Origin of the sequence: Leeuwenhoekiella polynyae, from assembly GCF_004104075.1 — a bacterium.
Taxonomy (GTDB): Bacteria; Bacteroidota; Bacteroidia; order Flavobacteriales; family Flavobacteriaceae; genus Leeuwenhoekiella; species Leeuwenhoekiella polynyae.
Genome location: NZ_QOVK01000034.1, coordinates 16,848 through 35,216, shown reverse-complemented (window position 1 = coordinate 35,216; position 18,369 = coordinate 16,848). Strand labels below are relative to the sequence as shown.

16 protein-coding genes are annotated in these 18,369 nt (G+C 38.2%); 9 read left to right on the top strand and 7 right to left on the bottom strand.

Going from position 1 to position 18,369, the window contains the following annotated elements; translation table 11 throughout:
• The 6 genes from DSM02_RS19795 to miaB all read right to left on the bottom strand — a co-directional run.
• On the bottom strand, positions 1–250 hold a 250-nt coding region (locus DSM02_RS19795), incomplete at its 3' end, for a transposase (protein WP_164918348.1).
• Positions 251–344: 94 nt separating this feature from the next.
• The gene (gene secG / locus DSM02_RS19790; RefSeq protein ID WP_128767204.1) at positions 345–692 is read right to left on the bottom strand and encodes a preprotein translocase subunit SecG; all 348 of its coding nucleotides are present in this window, start codon (positions 690–692) and stop codon (positions 345–347) included.
• A 54-nt stretch (positions 693–746) separates the two neighbouring features.
• Complete coding sequence (locus DSM02_RS19785) at positions 747–1,679, bottom strand: hypothetical protein (protein WP_128767203.1); 933 nt, start codon at positions 1,677–1,679, stop codon at positions 747–749.
• On the bottom strand, positions 1,680–2,195 hold the full coding sequence (locus DSM02_RS19780; RefSeq protein ID WP_128762344.1) for an LptE family protein: 516 nt from the start codon (positions 2,193–2,195) through the stop codon (positions 1,680–1,682).
• 48 nt (positions 2,196–2,243) lie between these two features.
• Complete coding sequence (locus DSM02_RS19775; protein WP_128767202.1) at positions 2,244–3,503, bottom strand: sigma-54 interaction domain-containing protein; 1,260 nt, start codon at positions 3,501–3,503, stop codon at positions 2,244–2,246.
• 9 nt (positions 3,504–3,512) lie between these two features.
• A complete protein-coding gene (gene miaB, locus DSM02_RS19770) occupies positions 3,513–4,958 on the bottom strand; it encodes a tRNA (N6-isopentenyl adenosine(37)-C2)-methylthiotransferase MiaB (protein ID WP_128767201.1) in 1,446 nt (481 codons plus the stop codon).
• Between the two features lie 279 nt (positions 4,959–5,237).
• Between miaB and topA the strand changes: the two genes are divergently transcribed.
• The 7 genes from topA to DSM02_RS19735 all read left to right on the top strand — a co-directional run bounded on the left by topA (position 5,238) and on the right by DSM02_RS19735 (position 14,722).
• Positions 5,238–7,760 (top strand): type I DNA topoisomerase, encoded by a 2,523-nt coding sequence (topA, locus tag DSM02_RS19765; protein WP_128767200.1) that lies wholly within the window; start codon positions 5,238–5,240, stop codon positions 7,758–7,760.
• Positions 7,761–7,763: 3 nt separating this feature from the next.
• Positions 7,764–8,930, top strand: coding sequence for a formimidoylglutamase (locus tag DSM02_RS19760; RefSeq protein ID WP_128767199.1), 1,167 nt, complete (start codon positions 7,764–7,766; stop codon positions 8,928–8,930).
• A 107-nt stretch (positions 8,931–9,037) separates the two neighbouring features.
• Positions 9,038–10,411: a T9SS ring complex lipoprotein PorK/GldK gene (gene porK / locus DSM02_RS19755; RefSeq protein WP_128767198.1), complete on the top strand. Its 1,374-nt coding sequence runs from the start codon at positions 9,038–9,040 to the stop codon at positions 10,409–10,411.
• Between the two features lie 66 nt (positions 10,412–10,477).
• Positions 10,478–11,119: a type IX secretion system motor protein PorL/GldL gene (gene porL, locus DSM02_RS19750; protein WP_128767197.1), complete on the top strand. Its 642-nt coding sequence runs from the start codon at positions 10,478–10,480 to the stop codon at positions 11,117–11,119.
• Between the two features lie 47 nt (positions 11,120–11,166).
• Positions 11,167–12,699: a type IX secretion system motor protein PorM/GldM gene (porM, locus tag DSM02_RS19745; protein WP_128767196.1), complete on the top strand. Its 1,533-nt coding sequence runs from the start codon at positions 11,167–11,169 to the stop codon at positions 12,697–12,699.
• An 11-nt stretch (positions 12,700–12,710) separates the two neighbouring features.
• Positions 12,711–13,598, top strand: coding sequence for a type IX secretion system ring subunit PorN/GldN (porN, locus tag DSM02_RS19740; protein ID WP_128767195.1), 888 nt, complete (start codon positions 12,711–12,713; stop codon positions 13,596–13,598).
• A 68-nt stretch (positions 13,599–13,666) separates the two neighbouring features.
• Complete coding sequence (locus DSM02_RS19735) at positions 13,667–14,722, top strand: NAD(P)/FAD-dependent oxidoreductase (RefSeq protein ID WP_128767194.1); 1,056 nt, start codon at positions 13,667–13,669, stop codon at positions 14,720–14,722.
• On the opposite strand, the gene DSM02_RS19730 is transcribed toward DSM02_RS19735, so the two are convergent.
• Positions 14,709–15,113 carry a DUF983 domain-containing protein gene (locus tag DSM02_RS19730; protein ID WP_240674117.1) on the bottom strand — a complete coding sequence of 135 codons (405 nt, stop codon included), beginning with the start codon at positions 15,111–15,113 and terminating at the stop codon, positions 14,709–14,711. The genes DSM02_RS19735 and DSM02_RS19730 overlap by 14 nt on opposite strands.
• A gap of 119 nt (positions 15,114–15,232) precedes the next feature.
• On the opposite strand from DSM02_RS19730, the gene DSM02_RS19725 reads away from it, so the two are divergent.
• On the top strand, positions 15,233–17,140 hold the full coding sequence (locus DSM02_RS19725) for an ABC-F family ATP-binding cassette domain-containing protein (RefSeq protein WP_128767193.1): 1,908 nt from the start codon (positions 15,233–15,235) through the stop codon (positions 17,138–17,140).
• Positions 17,141–17,228: 88 nt separating this feature from the next.
• Positions 17,229–18,368, top strand: a complete 1,140-nt coding sequence (locus DSM02_RS19720; RefSeq protein ID WP_128767192.1) for an efflux RND transporter periplasmic adaptor subunit — start codon at positions 17,229–17,231, stop codon at positions 18,366–18,368.
• Position 18,369 lies beyond the last annotated feature (1 nt).

Sequence of the window (18,369 nt, the reverse complement as noted above, 5' to 3'; positions counted from 1 at the left end):
GCTCTATCTTGCGGGAGGAATACAGATTGCGAAGGTAGGCATAGATCAGTATTTTGAGCAATGTACGGGGATGGTAACTTGATGTACCTCCACCTTTATAAGTAACCTCAATGGAACTTATATCGATCTGGTTGACAATCGCATTTACTATACGTACGGGATGGTTCTGCGCTACAAAATCATCATAACTAGGCGGAAGCAGGCTCAACTGAGACTGATGGTCGGTCTTCCAAACAGGTTTTGCTTTCATTCCATGAAATTAAAACATATTCAGAATAAATCCTATAAAAAAAGGCTGCCTTTTTAGACAGCCTCCTATAAATTGCGTATGACTAAATTGTCATTTATTCTTCTGTTGAGTCTGTCGCCGGGGCAGTTGCTGCAGGAGCAGGTGCTTCTTGAACAGGCATAATATTTTCTACATTTTCACCTTCGATAACTTTAGATTCATTTGAAGAACCTCCGCCAAAAATAGTTACGTTAGAAATTAAAATCAAAACCAATAATGCAGTTGCAAGACCCCAGGTACTTTTATCTAGAAAATCACCGGTCTTTTTAACACCACCTATTTGTTGAGAACCGCCACCTCCAAAAGAAGAAGATAAACCACCACCTTTAGGGTTTTGAACCATAATTACAACGATAAGTAAAAAGGCTACAATTACGATTAAAACTAAAAATATAAAAAACATAGTTTTGACTTTATAAAATGCGGTTTTGAGTTTAGGCTTTTCCCGCTGTTTACTTTATTTATTTTCTTGCAATTTCTCTATTGCCCGAATTTGGTCTGCAAAGAAACCACTTTTTTCCGGATATTTCAAACTTAAAATCCGATAAGCTTGTTTAGCTTTTGAAAAGTTTTTTTGCTCTACATAGACCCGAGCTAAGGTCTCTGTCATCAGGCTGTCGTTGGGCTGAAAGCGATCTTCTAAGTTGGTCTTTTTAAAAGAAGAGTCTGGTGGACTCACTTTTATTTTGGGATTGCGCTCTATAAATTTATCAATAAGCTCCAAACGACGCGTACGTTCCGGGTCATCATCTGTTTCGTAAGTAGTGCGTTCAGGAAGTGGTTTGTGTTCAATTTCCTGTTGTTTTAAAGCCTCATGGTTGCTTTCTTTTTCTGCAACTTCTTCAGTGGTTTCGACTCTGTTGATTTTATTGAAAGAAGTTAGTTTTAACCATTCTCCAAATGAATGTGTTTCAGCTGGATTAAAATCTAAAGGTTTACCGATTTGTAACTGCTCTTCTGCGTTAGCTTCTGGTGTGGTTTCAGGTTCTTCTGAAGCTTCTTTTGGTATAAAAAAGTCTTTAGATAAAACCTGATTGGCCTTTACCAACTCTTCGGCCTCCATATCAGCAGAAACATCTACGGCATCATAAACCGGCATATTGTGCAGGTAAGCTTCTTGAGATTTTATCTGCTGGCTGATGTCGCTTTGATTGAATATTTCAGAAGTAATAAAATCAAATAAAACCGTGCGGTCTTGTGTGTGTGCTGCGGTCTGTTTGAGCTGGTTGTTGTAAAGAAAACTGTCTTCGTTTTTCAAACCTTTTAATTGGAGCGCCCGAGCTGCCTGAAAAAAAGGAAACTCTTTTATAATCGTTTTTAGCTGAGTTGTCTGCTCTGGTGTAACACGATCCGGGTGTTCTAAAAGGGATGTAAACGTCTTAGTATTCATTTACCAGTTAGCTAAAGATTCCTGAAAAATATCTTGTGTGATTCGCTCGTAAATTTCTTCTATCGCACCATCTAAAACGGCTCCCACAGGCTGCGCAGTACCCGCAATATCTACAAAGAATGAAAAACGTTTTTCAAAATCTGCGCTACCGTCTGTTATGGTTTTGTTTGTAAATCGACATAGAATTACAATGGTAATGCGGTTCTGAGCAGCGACGTTATCAGAGGTAGCGGTTTGTGGAGCGATGTAATAATCTACAATTTCGCCCTCATAAATTAGATCTGCATTGGCAGCATTTGTAGCCAGATTTAAGCTGGTTTGATTCTGAATTAAATCAGATAGAGCAAATGTAAATCTACGGTCAATCCCCGGCTCTACAATAGGAGCGTTATTCTGAAAATAGCTTACGTAATACGACTCAGCGCTACCTATGTCTGCGCCAGTAAACGAGTAGAAGCCACAACTATTAAAGCATATAAAGCTAAAAAATAAAAGTACGATTTGAAGTTTTTTCATATTGAATAAGTGGTGTCTTTTAAACGCAGCAAGCTGTCTGGCATTGCGTTACAAATCGTATTGTTTGATTTTTCTATATAAGGTGCGCTCGCTGATGCCTAATTCTTTAGCAGCTGCCTTGCGTTTCCCACTGTGGCGCTCCAGAGATTTTTCGATCAATTCAAGTTCTTTTTCTTGTAAAGAGAGCGTTTCTTCTTCCTCAACATCTTCCGCAAAATGGTATTTGTCTGCCATCTGAGAGTTGCTTACCACAGACTCTTCTGGTAATTGCAATACCTCGGTGATGTCTTCTGCACTTTCGTAAGCATCAGAATCATCTTCGCTATAAATCTTCTTGATCAGTGATTTATTTTCTTCCTTAACTGAAGCATTATTGCCATTTTCCATCAACTCAAGGGTGAGTTTCTTCAAGTCGTTCAAGTCACTTTTCATGTCAAAAAGTACTTTGTAAAGAATTTCGCGCTCACTGCTAAAATCGCTTTCGCTCTTTTTAGTTTGTCCTACTACAGCCGGTAAATTAGAACCGGTATCCGGCAAATAAGCTCTTAATTTTTCTGCGGAAATCTGGCGCGTTTGCTCGAGTACAGAAATTTGCTCAGCAACGTTACGCAACTGTCTTATGTTACCAGACCAGCGGAATTTCAACAGAACATTTACTGCATCATCATCGAGGCGAATGGTGGGCATTTTATACTTATTGGCAAAGTCTGAAGCAAATTTTCTAAACAATAAATGAATATCATTTTTACGATCGCGCAAGGGCGGAAGGTTGATCTCTACCGTGCTTAAACGGTAATACAGATCCTCTCTAAAGCGCTCTTTCTGGATGGCATCAAACATTTTTACGTTTGTTGCAGCCACAATGCGAACATCGGTCTTTTGTGTTTTAGACGAACCTACTTTTAAAAATTCGCCGTTTTCTAATACACGCAGTAAACGAACCTGAGTGGGTAGCGGCAATTCACCAACTTCATCCAAAAAAATGGTTCCACCATCAGCCTCTTCAAAATAACCACTTCGCGTTGATGTTGCTCCGGTAAAAGCACCTTTTTCGTGACCAAAAAGCTCACTGTCTATTGTTCCTTCAGGAATGGCACCACAGTTAACAGCAATATATTTATTGTGTTTGCGGTGTGATAAGGAGTGAATAATACGCGGAATACTCTCTTTACCCACACCACTTTCTCCGGTAACTAATACAGAAATATCGGTAGGTGCAACCTGTATAGCTTTCTCAATAGAGCGGTTGAGTTTAGGATCGTCTCCAATAATCCCAAAACGTTGTTTAATAGCGTGAACTGATTCCATTCTAATTGATTAATTATTTTCAGAATAACCTATAGCTTTACCTAAAAGGGTAGATTTTGTGCAGTCTTTAATTTCTACATTAACAAAGTCACCTACTTTATAATCTTCTTTTGGAAAGACTGCTACGGTATTTTGAGAGGTGCGACCAGACCATTCGGCGTCACTTTTCTTAGATTCTTTTTCGATAAGGACTTCAACAATTTTACCCACCTGTTTTTGCGTGTTGTAATGAGAGTGTTCTAGTTGAAGAGCGATCACTTCTGCTAAACGGCGTTTTTTTACATCTAGAGGGATGTCATCCTCAAGTTTTCGAGCAGCCATAGTTCCCGGGCGTTCACTATACGCAAACATAAATCCAAAGTCATACTTCACATACTCCATTAAACTCAAGGTGTCTTGATGATCTTCTTCGGTCTCGGTTGGGAAGCCGGTGATCATATCTTGAGAGATCGCACAGTCTGGCATAATCTCTCTAATATTATCTATCAATTCAAAATATTCCTGACGCGTGTGCAGGCGATTCATTTCTTTAAGAATACGATCGCTACCGCTTTGCACCGGTAAGTGAATGTATTTGCAGATATTAGGATACTTTGCCATTGTTCTAATCACATCGAGCGTCATATCCTGAGGATTAGAAGTAGAAAAACGAATACGCATTTTAGGTTGAGCTTCGGCAACAAGACTTAACAATCGTGAGAAATCTACAGCAGTAGCTTTTGCCATAGCACTGGCTTTCTCAAAATCTTTTTTGAGACCGCCACCATACCATAAATAACTGTCAACGTTTTGACCCAAAAGGGTGATTTCTTTAAAACCTTTTGCAGCTAGATCATTTACCTCTTCTACAATGCTTTGCGGATCTCTGCTGCGTTCCCGTCCTCTTGTGAAAGGTACTACGCAGAATGTACACATATTGTCACAACCGCGGGTAATGCTTACAAATGCGGTAACCCCATTACTTTGTAGGCGTACTGGTGAGACATCACCGTAAGTTTCTTCTTTAGATAGAATCACATTGATCGCGTCGCGACCTTCTTCGACCTCGTCTAATAAATTAGGTAAGTCTTTATAAGCGTCAGGACCAACTACAAGGTCAACGATTTTTTCTTCTTCTAGAAATTTACTTTTTAAACGTTCTGCCATACAGCCCAGAACACCCACTTTCATTTTAGGGTTATCTTTTTTAACGGCATTGTATTTCTCTAAACGCTTGCGAACTGTTTGTTCTGCTTTGTCTCTGATAGAACAGGTGTTTACCAGAACCAGATCTGCATCTTCAAGTGAAGTTGTAGTATTGTATCCTTGATTGGCAAGTATAGATGCTACAATCTCGCTATCGCTAAAGTTCATCTGGCAACCATAACTTTCTATAAACAGCTTTTTAGTGTTTGTAGTTTGTGGTTCGAGAACCAAAGCTTCTCCTTGCTTGTTTTCGTCAATTATCTTCTCCATAATACGTACTGCTACCTAAAAATAGTGCGCAAAGATACGATTAACAGATGTTGTGACAAAGTGTCATTAGGGTGAAATTAAAAAAGGATTTTTCGAATTTTAAGATATAATTAATGACAGAATAAACCGCTAGGAGCGGGGGCTTTAAACAGGATTTCTGTAGGGTCGTTATAGCTTTGTAGGTCTCAATAATAAATTTTCTACTACTTTTGCGAATCTAAAGTCAGAATAACGTAGACTTGTCGAGGTCTATTTAGGGCAAATTTTCAAAAAAGCAATATGGCAAAAAATCTGGTAATTGTTGAGTCACCTGCAAAGGCAAAAACTATAGAGAAATTTCTTGGGAAAGATTATAAGGTAGAAAGTAGTTTTGGTCACATTGCAGATTTACCAACAAAAGAACTTGGAGTAGATGTAGAAGGTGATTTTTCGCCCAAATATATAGTTAACAAAGACAAGAAATCAGTTGTAAAAAAGCTGAGAGATTTAGCAAATAAAGCTGAGACAGTATGGCTTGCGAGTGATGAGGACCGGGAAGGAGAAGCAATTGCCTGGCATTTAGCCGAAGAGTTGAAGCTTGATAAGTCTAAAACAAAAAGAATTGTTTTTTCTGAAATTACAAAGAAGGCAATTTTAAAAGCTATTGAAAGTCCGCGTGACATAGATTACAACTTGGTTAATGCGCAGCAAGCGCGTCGCGTTTTAGATAGATTAGTAGGGTATGAGATTTCTCCGGTTCTTTGGAGAAAAGTTAAAGGAGGTCTTTCTGCAGGTCGTGTGCAGTCGGTTTCTGTAAGGCTTATTGTGGAGCGTGAGCGGGAGATACAAGCATTCAATACAGAAGATTATTTTAGAGTAGATGCTGAATTTGCTAATGCAGGGGGTAAAACCTTAAAAGCAAAGCTTCCGAAAAATTTAGATACTAAGAAAGAGGCAGAGGAATTTCTAGAAGCTAATACCGATGCAACTTTTAAGGTTGAAGCTTTAACGACTAAACCTGCTAAGAAAAATCCGGCACCGCCGTTTACGACTTCAACTTTACAACAGGAAGCAGCGCGTAAATTATACTTTTCGGTGAGCAAGACCATGAATATGGCTCAGCGATTATATGAAGCGGGACTTATTACCTATATGAGAACTGATAGTGTGAATCTTTCTCAGGATGCTAAACAAGGAGCAGCAAACGAGATTATTTCGGCGTATGGAGAGAAATACCATCAAGAGCGTAATTATAAAGGTAAGAGTAAAGGGGCTCAGGAAGCTCACGAAGCGATAAGGCCTACAGATTTTAGTAAACATAGTGTAAATATAGATCGCGATCAGGCTCGTTTATACGAGTTGATTTGGAAACGTGCGATTGCTTCTCAAATGAGTGAGGCTAAGCTAGAGCGAACGAATGTGCAGATTGCTTCTTCAAAGCATCCTTCTAATTTCACGGCAAATGGTGAGGTGATCAAATTTGATGGTTTCTTAAAAGTGTATCTGGAAGGAACTGATGATGAGGATCAGGAAGAAAGCGGAATTCTACCTCCATTAAAAGAAGGAGAGGCTTTAGATAATCTTTGGATAACCGCAACAGAGCGTTTTACAAGAGCGCCTTATCGGTATACTGAAGCATCTTTGGTAAAGAAATTAGAAGAGTTAGGTATTGGACGACCGTCAACATATGCGCCTACAATTACTACTATTCAGAATAGAAAGTATATTGAAAAAGGAAATGTAGACGGGGTAGAGCGAGAATACGACTTGCTGACTTTGAAAAAAGGAGCGGTAAAAGCTGAAAAGCTTACTGAAAAAGTAGGCTCGGATAAAGGGAAACTCGTGCCTACCGATGTAGGTATGGTAGTGAATGACTTCTTGGTCAATCACTTTGAAAATATTTTAGACTACAACTTTACAGCAAAAGTCGAAGAGAATTTTGATGAGATTGCTGAAGGGAATGAGGAGTGGACTAAGATGATGAAAGATTTTTATAAAGACTTTCATCCACAAGTAAAAGATGTTGCTGAAAATGCTGAGCGTGAAGTGGGGGAGCGTGTTTTGGGTACAGACCCTAAAACAGGAAAGCCTGTAAGTGTGCGTTTAGGCAAATACGGAGCAATGGTGCAGATAGGTTCCGTAGAAGATGAGGAGAAGCCTCAGTTTGCAGGGTTATTACCAGATCAACAATTGGAAAGTATCACTTTTGAAGAAGCAATGGATTTGTTTAAGCTTCCTCGTGATTTAGGAGAATTTGAAGGGGAGCAGGTTCAGGTAAATAATGGGCGTTTTGGTCCTTATGTGAAATTCGGTAAAGCCTATGTTTCTTTGCCTAAAGGAAGAGATCCTCTTGAAGTAGAATACGATGAAGCTGTAGAATATATTAAGGAGAAGCAAAAAGCAGATGCTCCTATCTATCATTATGAAGATTTACCTGTGCAAAAAGGAGTGGGCCGTTTTGGTCCTTATCTAAAGTGGAACGGTATTTTTATCAATGTCAATAAAAAGTACGACTTTGATAATCTTTCAGATGAAGATATTGTTCAGTTAATTGAAGATAAAAAGCAAAAAGAGCGCGAGAAGGTTATTCACAATTTTGAAGAAGAAGGAATACGTGTTGAAAAAGCGCGTTGGGGACGTTCTAATATTATAAAAGGGAAAGTAAAAATAGAATTGCCTAAAACGGTAGATGCGCAAAAGCTCACTTTAGAAGAGGTGAAAGATATTTTAGAAAAACAAGGTCCGAAGCCTAAGAAAAAAGCGGCTAAAAAAACTACAGCCAAAAAAGCAACTCGAAAAAAAACAACAGCAAAAAAGAAGTAATTCATGGCATTTGAAAATTTACTTCCGGTATCTGACGCAGTGATTGCTCACGCCGCTTTATTGCACGAACAAAGTTTGTTTTCACAGATTAAAATTCACTCTCGTCAAGATGGTTTGCCGGAGCTGGTAGAGCTGCAGATAGCCATTATTGGAGTTCGGGAAAATCGAGGGGCGGTAGATCAAATTGATATTCCTGTAGATTTTACTTCGGTACGTAAAGCATTATACAAATTATTTCCGGGTAATTGGCATACAACAATTGGTGATTTGGGTGATTTAGATGCGGGTGAAAGTATTTCAGATACCGTATATGCTTTAAGGTCTATAGTTGCTCAACTGGTTAAAAACGATATCATCCCTGTGATTTTAGGAGGTACTCAGGATTTAACGTATGCGCTGTATCGTGCTTACGATGAATTGGATCAGATGGTGAACCTGGTAAATGTAGATGGTGATTTTGACTTGGGAGATAGTAGCTTGCCCATGACAAATAAGTCATTTGTCGGAAAAATCATCGTCGACCAGCCTTATAATCTTTTTAATTATTCCAGTTTAGCATATCAAACCTATTACAACAGTCAGGAGGAAATAGACCTGATGGAAAAGTTGTTCTTTGACTCATTTAGGTTGGGTAATATTACTTCAGATTTGAGTAGTGTTGAGCCCGTTATGCGAGATGCAGATGTAGTGAGTTTAGATCTTTCTGCTTTACAGGCTGAGGTTTTGGGTTACATGCATCCTGAACATGTAAATGGTTTGAATGGTAGGGAGGCATGCGCTATAACACGTTATGCGGGATTGAGTGATCGTGTGAGTGTTTTTGGGATTTTTGAATATGTTTTGGCAGGCCGAACCGAGACTGCAGCTGCATTAGTGGCGCAGCTTATTTGGTACTTTATTGAGGGGGTAAACTACCGCATAAAAGAGTCGCTTACAGATCGGGATACAGAATTTTTGCACTATAGCGTACCTGTTGAAGATGAGCTTTTAAGCTTTTACAAGAGTACAAAGTCTGAAAGATGGTGGATTGAGATTCCTTTCTTGGAGGGTGCTAATAATAAATTAAAACGACACACGTTATTACCTTGCACACAAGCAGATTACGTAAACGCTTGTAATCAGGAGATTCCCGAGCGTTGGTATAAGGCAAAGCGTAAGAATGAAATATAATTAACAAAACTTTTTGGGTTTGAATGTTATTTTTATCAAAAAATTGCTTTTTAGCATTTTTATAGATAGGTTTACTGTCTCAAATCTAGATTTAACCTAATTTACCTATGAAGAAGTTTATTGCATTTATTGCGATGGTAAGCTTATTAGTTAGTTGTGGTCGCAATGATCGTGGCGAACTTGTGGGAGTAAAAGGCAAAAAATGGAATCCAGAAAAACCCTACGGTATGACACTTGTTTCTGGAGGGGCTTTTATAATGGGTAAAAGTGATGATGACATCGCTGCCATCAAGAATGCCCCAACAAAAACTGTCACCGTCCGCTCTTTCTACATGGACGAGACCGAAATTACCAACTCAGAGTATAGACAATTTGTGAAATGGGTTCGGGATTCAGTTACACGTGCGCGTCTTGCTATTGAAGCTGATCTAATGGGAGAAACGCCTGGGTCTGGGGGTATAGGTGATTATGCTTTTGTGGATTATGATCCAGAAAATATGACTCCTTACGAGCAGTACATGTATGATAATTATTATAGTCTAAGTGATGATTACAGTGATCGCAAACTCAATTGGGATATAGACCTTATTGAAGATCCTATGGATTACCCTGACGAATATTATGTTTCGGTAATGGATACGATGTATATTCCGTTAGAAGAAGCGTATAATGGTCAGCGAACTGTTGATGTTGAAAAGCTTGTGTTTAAGTATAAGTATCTTGATATGGAAGCTGCTGCCCGTCAGAAGAAAGGCTCTCGTAAAGATTTTATAATTACTGAAGAAACTAAGATTTATCCAGATACAACGGTGTGGATTAAAGACTTTGCGTACTCATATAATGAGCCTATGCATAATGATTACTTCTGGCATAGTGCTTATGATGATTATCCGGTTGTAGGTGTTAGCTGGCAACAGGCAAAAGCTTTTTGCCAATGGCGTACAGACAATAAGAACTCTTATAAAAAAGAACGCGGTCAAGAATTGGTTAACCGTTTTAGACTTCCTAGTGAGGCTGAATGGGAATACGCTGCTCGCGGTGGTTTAGAAAGTGCAACCTACCCCTGGGGTGGGCCATATACTAAAAATGACCGGGGTTGTTTTATGGCAAACTTTAAGCCCTTGCGTGGTGACTATGCCGCAGATCAAGCACTTTATACAGTAGAAGCAGATTCTTATGAGCCTAATGATTATGATCTTTATAATATGGCTGGTAATGTTGCAGAATGGGTAGGGTCTTCATATGATCCCAATGCATATGAATATGTTTCAACAATGAACCCTAACGTTAACGATACTAAAAATGCTCGAAAAGTCGTGCGTGGTGGTTCCTGGAAAGATGTTGCTTACTTAATTCAGGTAAGTACTAGAGATTATGAGTATGCAGATTCTGCTCGTAGTTATATCGGCTTTAGAACTGTGCAAGATTATCTTGGTGTAGACCAGGATGTCAACATGAGAAACGGACCTTCGCGTCGCTAATTACCCTTACTATATTTCCCCAAATATATACTTAACCTAATTTCACAAAACAAAAAATCTATTAAAATGGCAAAAAAAGGAAGCATTTCTGTAACTAACATGATTTACGGTCTAGGAGCAGCAGTAGTAATTGTTGGAGCTTTATTTAAAATTCAGCACTGGCCTTATGGATCTGAAATTCTAACCTTAGGTATGGTTGTAGAAGCCTTAGTTTTTGGTTATTCAGCTTTTGAAAGACCTTCACAAGAATTAGATTGGTCATTAGTATATCCAGAATTAGCTGGTGATACTACGGCAGTGGTTCCTAAACCAAAAAAGCAAGAAGAATTAACAGAAGCTAAAGGATTGCTTTCAGAAAAATTGGATGCAATGCTAAAAGACGCACGTATTGATTCTGAATTAATGAGTAGCTTAAGTACGAGTATTCGCAGTTTTGAGGGTGCGGCAAAAGGGATGGCTCCAACTGCTGAAGCAATGAACTCTACAAAAAAATACAGTCAGGAAATGGCACTTGCCGCAGCACAACTAGAATCTTTAAATAGCCTTTACAAAGTACAGGTGGAAACTGCAGGTCGTCAAGCTGAAATAAATAATGAAGTTGCGAGTAATGCTGGTAAGCTTAAAGAACAAATGGAGAGTCTCGCAACAAACCTATCTTCTTTAAACGGTGTTTATGGTGGAATGCTTTCTGCAATGAATAAGCGCTAACTGAATTACAGAGCCCAAATTTTTAATTCAGTAGAAAAAATAGCATTATGGCAGGAGGAACACAGTCCCCAAGACAGAAAATGATTAATCTTATGTATCTGGTTTTTATTGCAATGATTGCAATGAACGTAGATAAAGAGATTTTAAATGCATTTAAAATATTTGACCTTAAGTTTACAAGTTCTAATTCACGATTAGCTGATGAAAATCAATTAGCAATGGCAGGCTTAGAAGCTAAAGCTTTAGAGCAGCCGGCGAAATATGAGCCTTTATTAGGTAAAGCTGAGCGTGTAAAGAAAATTTCTGATGAATTTTATCAGTATTTAGCAAGCATCAAAGATACCTTAACTGAAGGAGTAGATACCAGTAGCTATGCGAACCTTGATAAAACTGCAGTTCTAGATGAGCGTTGGTTTACTGGCGATCGCTACACTAAAAAAGGGGAAGCTTTTTTAGGTGAAATTGAAACCTATAAAGCTGAGATGAAAGAAGCGTTAGGTCCAGAATTTAGCGAAGTAAGTGCTATTATAGAACGTACATTTGCAGTAGAGCCACAAACTAATAAAGATGGTAAAGAAATTGCTTGGCTGCGTTATAATTTTGAAGGGTATCCACTTGCAGCTTCAATTACGCGTTTTACACAGATGCAAAATGATGTAAGAACAGCTGAGTCTGAAGTTTACTCATCATTATTACAGGGTCAGTTGAGTAAAGATGTTTCGTTGAGTAATTACGAGGCTATTGTGATACCTGAAAAAACTGCATTTTTCTCAGGTGAAAGCTTTAAAGGAAAAGTAGTTTTAGGTCGTTTTGATAACTCATTAAATTTTGATAAAGTAATTATCAACGGTACTGAAGTGGATAATTTACAAGCTGGTCAGGTAGTTTTAGACTTTCCTGCTGGTAATGTAGGTACGCGTAAAATTACAGGAGAGTTAGTTTACACAGAAGATGGTGAGCCTAAGTCTATTCCTATTAATAGTGAATATGCTGTAATCAACAAACCGAACTCGGCTACTATTTCAGCAGATAAAATGAATGTTGTTTACCGCGGTGTTGCAAATCCAATGACCATTAGTTTTGCAGGAGTAGCTGATAATAATGTTAATGCTAGTGCTCCCGGCTTGTCAAAAGGATCAGGAAGTAGTTATACCATGAATCCGGGGACAGGGCGTGAGGTTACTATTAGTGTATCAGGTACTTTAGCAGATGGTTCTAAGGTTAGTGACTCTAAGCAATTCCGGATTAAAGATATACCAAGTCCTACAGGTACAGTTCGTGGAGAAGATGGTATACTAAAAATGCAACGCAATTCGTTAGAGATATCTACTGTAGGAGCAGATTTACCAGATTTTGATTTTGATCTGGATCTTAGAGTTACAGGTTTTAAATTCAATGTGCCTGGTCAACCTACTGTACAGGTGAGTGGAAACAAATTAGACTCACGTGCTAAAGATGTTTTAAAAAGAGCGCAACGAGGATCTACAGTACAGATATTTGATATCAGTGCGAGTATAGCCGGTAATAGCAGTTATAGACTTAAGAAAGTCTCTCCTGTTCTTATTGAGCTTACTAATTAAATAAATGAAGTATGAAAAGCCAGAAGCAAACGTTTAGTGTTTTTTGTATAATGATTATAGGTTTGACTGCATGTGCTCAAACTAATATTCTAAATGCAAAAATGCCAGATGAAATGTATGAAAAGACGGAAGAGCAGATTGAGCTTGATAATGATAAGCCGCTTCCTTATGGCTATGTAGATAGCCGTGATGTACTTTGGGGTAAAAACACCTGGGAAATCATAGATCTTGATGAGCGTGTTAATTTTCCGCTATATTACCCGGTAGATCCTAATATAGGTTCAGATCGAAAACCTTTGTATGATGTTTTAGTTAAAAACATAAAGGAGGGTAAACTTGATATTTATGCAGATTCATACTTCAATGATAAAATAGCTTTAGAAGATATTTCTGCTGCAATGTCTCGTGTAGATACAACAGATTTAGGTATTGAGCAAATCAATGCGGGTTATGAAGTAGATGAGCAATATATTGACAGAAGAGATATTTCTGCTGCAGACATTGAGCAGTATTGGATTCGTGGTTACTGGTACTTTGATAAACGTCAGGGCGAATTAAAATATCGTTTAATAGGTATAGCTCCTGTTGCTCCTGATGTTAACTTTATAGATGATGAAGACCCGGTTATGGTTCCTTTATTCTGGGTGTGGTACCCTACAGCTCGTGATATTTTGCACGAAGCTAAGGTGTTTAACCCACAGAATTCTGCGCAACCCTTATCTTTTGATCACTTGTTGAATTCGAGAAGATTCAACGGTGTTATTTATCAGGTAGATAATATACAAGGTGATCGGGAGGTTAAAGAATATATTGCAGATAATGCTATGATGCAGTTGTTAGAATCGCAGCGCATAAAAGAGCAAATTCGTAATTTTGAAATCGATATGTGGAATTATTAAAAGATTTCATTTAGAATAAAACTAAAACGCCTTTTTTAAGGCGTTTTTTTATACGCTATTTTTACGAAATGAAAGAGGTTGATTATTTAGTAGTAGGTTTTGGCTTGGCCGGGATGGCTTTTTGTGATAAGTTAGAACAGCATCAAAAATCGTTTTTTGTTATAGATAAGCAGGTTGAAGCTGCCAGCAGAGTAGCAGTAGGTTTGATCAATCCCGTGATTTTAAAACGCTATACACTTCCTTGGCAGGGTGAAGAGCAATTTGACTTGGCTAAGTCATATTTTAAAAGACTGGATGTGAAATTTGGATTAAATACGGTAACAGACATACCTGTCTATAAAATCTTTTCTTCAGCAGAAGACCAGAACAACTGGTTTGAAGCTTCAGATAAACCTGGATTAGACCGATTTTTAAAGCCAGAATTGAAATTAGATTTTTCTAAAAAGGTCAATGCTAAACTTCAGGCAGGAGAAGTAAAAGAGACGGTGCGCATAGATATTTCAAAGCTCTTGAATTCTTATAAGGATTATCTAATTGAAAATGACTCTTACAAGCAAGAGACTTTTTATTATGATAAAATCGAATTCAATTCAGAAAGTGAAATTGAATATCAAAATATTCGAGCAAAGAGAATCGTTTTCTCCGAAGGCTTTGGTATTAAAGCCAATCCTTATTTTAATAAGCTTCCGTTAGTGGGTAATAAAGGGGAGTATATAGATATTTATGCCCCTGAACTCCAATTAACTCAAGCGCTAAAATCTACTTTTTTCATAATTCCGCTAGGAGATTCAGTTTACAAAGTAGGAGCTACATTCAACTGGAATGATAAAGACTGCAAAACAACATTAGAAGCGCGTGAAGAGCTTGTAGCTAAATTAAAGCAAGTGATTAATTGTGAGTTTGAGGTAGTTAAGCAAGAGGCTGCGGTGCGGCCTACAACAGGTGATAGGCGACCATTACTTGGTGTCCACCCGAAACACCCACAATTAGCGATCTTAAATGGCTTAGGAACTCGAGGAACGATGATGGGAGGCTATCTTGCAGATAAGTTATATTGTCATCTTGAACATGGAGAACCATTAGAAGATGAAATTTCAATAATGCGTTTTCCTAAGAAGTTTTAGATGGACTTTCTGCTTTTTTAGAATTGTAATCAAAGAAAAAATTGATCCAAATATTACGGCTCAACCGCATAATAATAGGTGCGAAAATAAGAACTGTACCTATAATTGCTAGAAACCCTGCTACAAGCCCACCTCCTATAAAAAAGTGTGTGATCACAAAGGCAGCAACAGCAAAAGCAATACCTACGCCATAGCTTACATACATCGCGCCGTAAAAAAATGAAGGTTCAATTTTAAACTTGGTATCACAATGTGGACAACGTTCGTGCATCTTTAAAGTTTCAGACAGTTTATATGGATTTTTTGTCTCATACATACTCGCTTTTTGGCATACTGGACAAGTGCCTGTAAAAATGCTGTATAATGGATTTCCTTGGAGAAGTTTTTTCATAATGTAAAAATACGAGTTTCTTAAGAAAGAATAAGTAACACGTGTTACCAAATGGATTTTATTTAAATGCTAAAAGTCCGTCATTTAATAATAACTTTGCGCCTTAAAATTTTTAGAACATGCTTAACATTCACAACCTTTCTGTTTCCTTTCAGGGAGAGTATTTATTTGAAGAAGTCACTTTTAGATTAGGAGAAGGTGACCGTGTAGGACTGGTGGGGAAAAATGGAGCTGGTAAATCTACAATGTTGCGCATAATTTCTCGTGAGCAAGAGTATGATACCGGTCAGATAGCCACAGATAAAGACATTCAGATTGGGTTTTTAAAGCAGGATATTGATTTTGTAGAAGGACGCACGGTTTTAGAAGAATCTTATGAAGCTTTTGAGTTGATAAAAAAACTTGAGAAGCGTCTAGAAGAAATTAACACTGAGTTAGCTGAGCGTACAGATTATGAGAGTGATTATTATCACGATCTTATGGTTGAGCTTAACGAAGTGCAGCATCAATACGAGATTCATGGTGGGTATAACTACCAAGGTGAAACAGAGCGAATTTTGATGGGTCTTGGTTTTACTCGTGCAGATTTTAATCGAATTACAGATACGTTTTCTGGTGGTTGGCGTATGCGTATCGAGCTCGCAAAACTGTTACTTCAGAATAATGATGTGCTTTTGCTGGATGAGCCTACAAACCACTTGGATATTGAATCTATAATCTGGTTAGAAAGTTTTTTGCGTAATTATACCGGCGCTGTGGTAATTGTATCTCACGATAGAATGTTCTTAGATAACGTGACCAATCGAACGATCGAGATTTCCTTAGGAAAGATCTACGATTACCCAAAACCTTATTCAGAATATCTGGTGCTGCGTCAAGAAATGCGCGAACAGCAAATGGCGGCGCAAAAGAATCAGCAGAAAGAAATTGAGCATACCGAAAAACTGATCTCAAAGTTTAAGGCAAAAGCTTCAAAAGCGACTATGGCGCAATCTCTGGTCAAGAAGCTGAATCGTATGGATGTGATCGAGGTTGATGAAGATGATAACAGCGTAATGACTTTAAATTTTCCGGTGTCAGTGGTTCCGGGTAAAGTGGTTGTTGAGGCAGAAAATGTTAAAAAATCATACGGAGAGAAAAGCGTTCTTAACGGAATAGATCTTCTTATTGAGCGCGATAGTAAAACGGCTTTTGTTGGCCAAAACGGACAAGGAAAATCTACGTTGGCAAAAATTATTGTAGATGAAATCAGCTATGATGGTAGACTCAAATTAGGGCACAACGTGCAGATTGGGTATTTCGCACAAAATCAGGCAGATCATTTAGACGGAAATAAAACCGTTCTCGACACGATGATTGATGCGGCAAATGAAAAAAACCGAAGTAAAGTTCGTGATATTTTAGGTTCTTTTTTGTTTAGAGGAGAAGAGGCTGATAAATATGTGCGAGTACTTTCCGGAGGGGAACGAAATCGTCTGGCGCTTGCAAAGCTGATGTTACAGCCTTTTAACGTGCTCGTGATGGATGAGCCTACAAACCATTTGGATATCAAGTCTAAGAATGTCTTGAAGGAGGCTTTAAAACGTTTTGAAGGTACGCTTCTTTTAGTGTCTCACGACCGGGATTTCTTGCAAGGCTTAACCAGTACGGTATATGAATTCAGAGATCATAAGATTAAAGAGTATTTAGGAGATATTGATTATTATCTAGAGAAGCGCGCTGTTGAAAATCTGCGTGAAATAGAAAAGAAAGATCCCAAAGTAAAGGCAAAACCTGCTGCAACAAAAGATACGTATAAAGATCAGAAGAAATTTAAATCACTCAGCAATCAATTGAGTAATATAGAGTCTGAAGTGAATAAGCTAGAGCGTCAGATGAAAGAGATGGATGCTGAGCTCGCTGCTGACTATGAGAAAACAAGCGCTAAGCCAGACTTTTTTGACAGGTATCAATCCAAAAAGAAAAAGGTAGAAGAGCTTATGAGTAAATGGGAAGAAGTGTCTGAAGAGCTTGAGCGGTATAGCTAGTCGTTTCTTTTATGTTTTTTTTAACTGTTTGAGTCAGTGAGACGGGTATTTTTGTGACAAAGTTAATTTTTTCATAAAAGTATTCTGAATGCTTAAAGCTGTACGTTCTATTATAGCAATTCTCATTGTGGGTATTGCTATTCTTGTAGGTTATTTTATTGCTACGCGTGATAAAGATATGCCAACAGAAATTACTAAAGAGGTTAAGACCGTTTTTGTTGAAACTGCAAAAAACAGTACCATCCCTATTGTTATTCCGGCAAATGGTAATCTCGCTGCAAAAAATAAATTAGAACTTTACGCAGAAGTTCAGGGGGTTTTTAGAAGCAGTTCTAATGATTTTAAACCTGGGCAAGCTTACAGCAAAGGGCAAACCTTACTGAATTTGGATTCTTCAGAGTACTATGCTTCGGTACAGGCTGCTAAAAGTGAGCTATACAATTTGATTACTTCAATAATGCCGGATCTTAGATTAGATTACCCGGAATATTTTGAAAAATGGCAAAACTATTTAGACAGTTTTGATATCAATAAATCCACACCTGAACTTCCACAAACGTCCTCAGATAAAGAGCGCTACTTCATAACAGGTCGCGGTATTTTTTCATCGTATTATAATGTAAAAAACTTGGAGCAACGTCTGAGTAAGTATCGAATCGTCGCTCCATTTTCAGGTATATTGACAGAAGCTTTAGTCAACAAAGGTTCGTTAGTGCGTTCGGGACAAAAATTAGGTGAATTTATTGATACTTCAGTTTATGAGCTGGAGGTTTCTGTGAGTAAGCGGTTCAGTGATTTGCTGGAAATAGGAGAGCGCGTTACGCTAACTGATGGCAATGGGATGAGAACCTATCAAGGTAAAGTTGTTCGCGTTAATGGTCGCGTAGACCAGACCACTCAAACTATAAAAGTTTTTATCGAAGTTCAGGGATCAGAAACGCTAAAAGAAGGGATGTTTTTGCAAGCAAACCTAGAAGCTAGAGATGAACAGGATGCGATAAGTATTCCGCGTCAATTACTGGTGGACAACGCTCAACTTTATGTTGTTCGTGATAGTGTTTTAGATCTTGTAGAGATACAGCCTGTTTATTTTTCAGATAAAGAAGTAGTGGTTAAAGGGCTTGATGACGGTACACGCTATATTTCAAAATCAGTCCCCGGTGCTTACGCCGGTATGCGCGTTAAGGTTTTAGAAAATACGCAGAATAAACCAACTTCAACGCAATAGC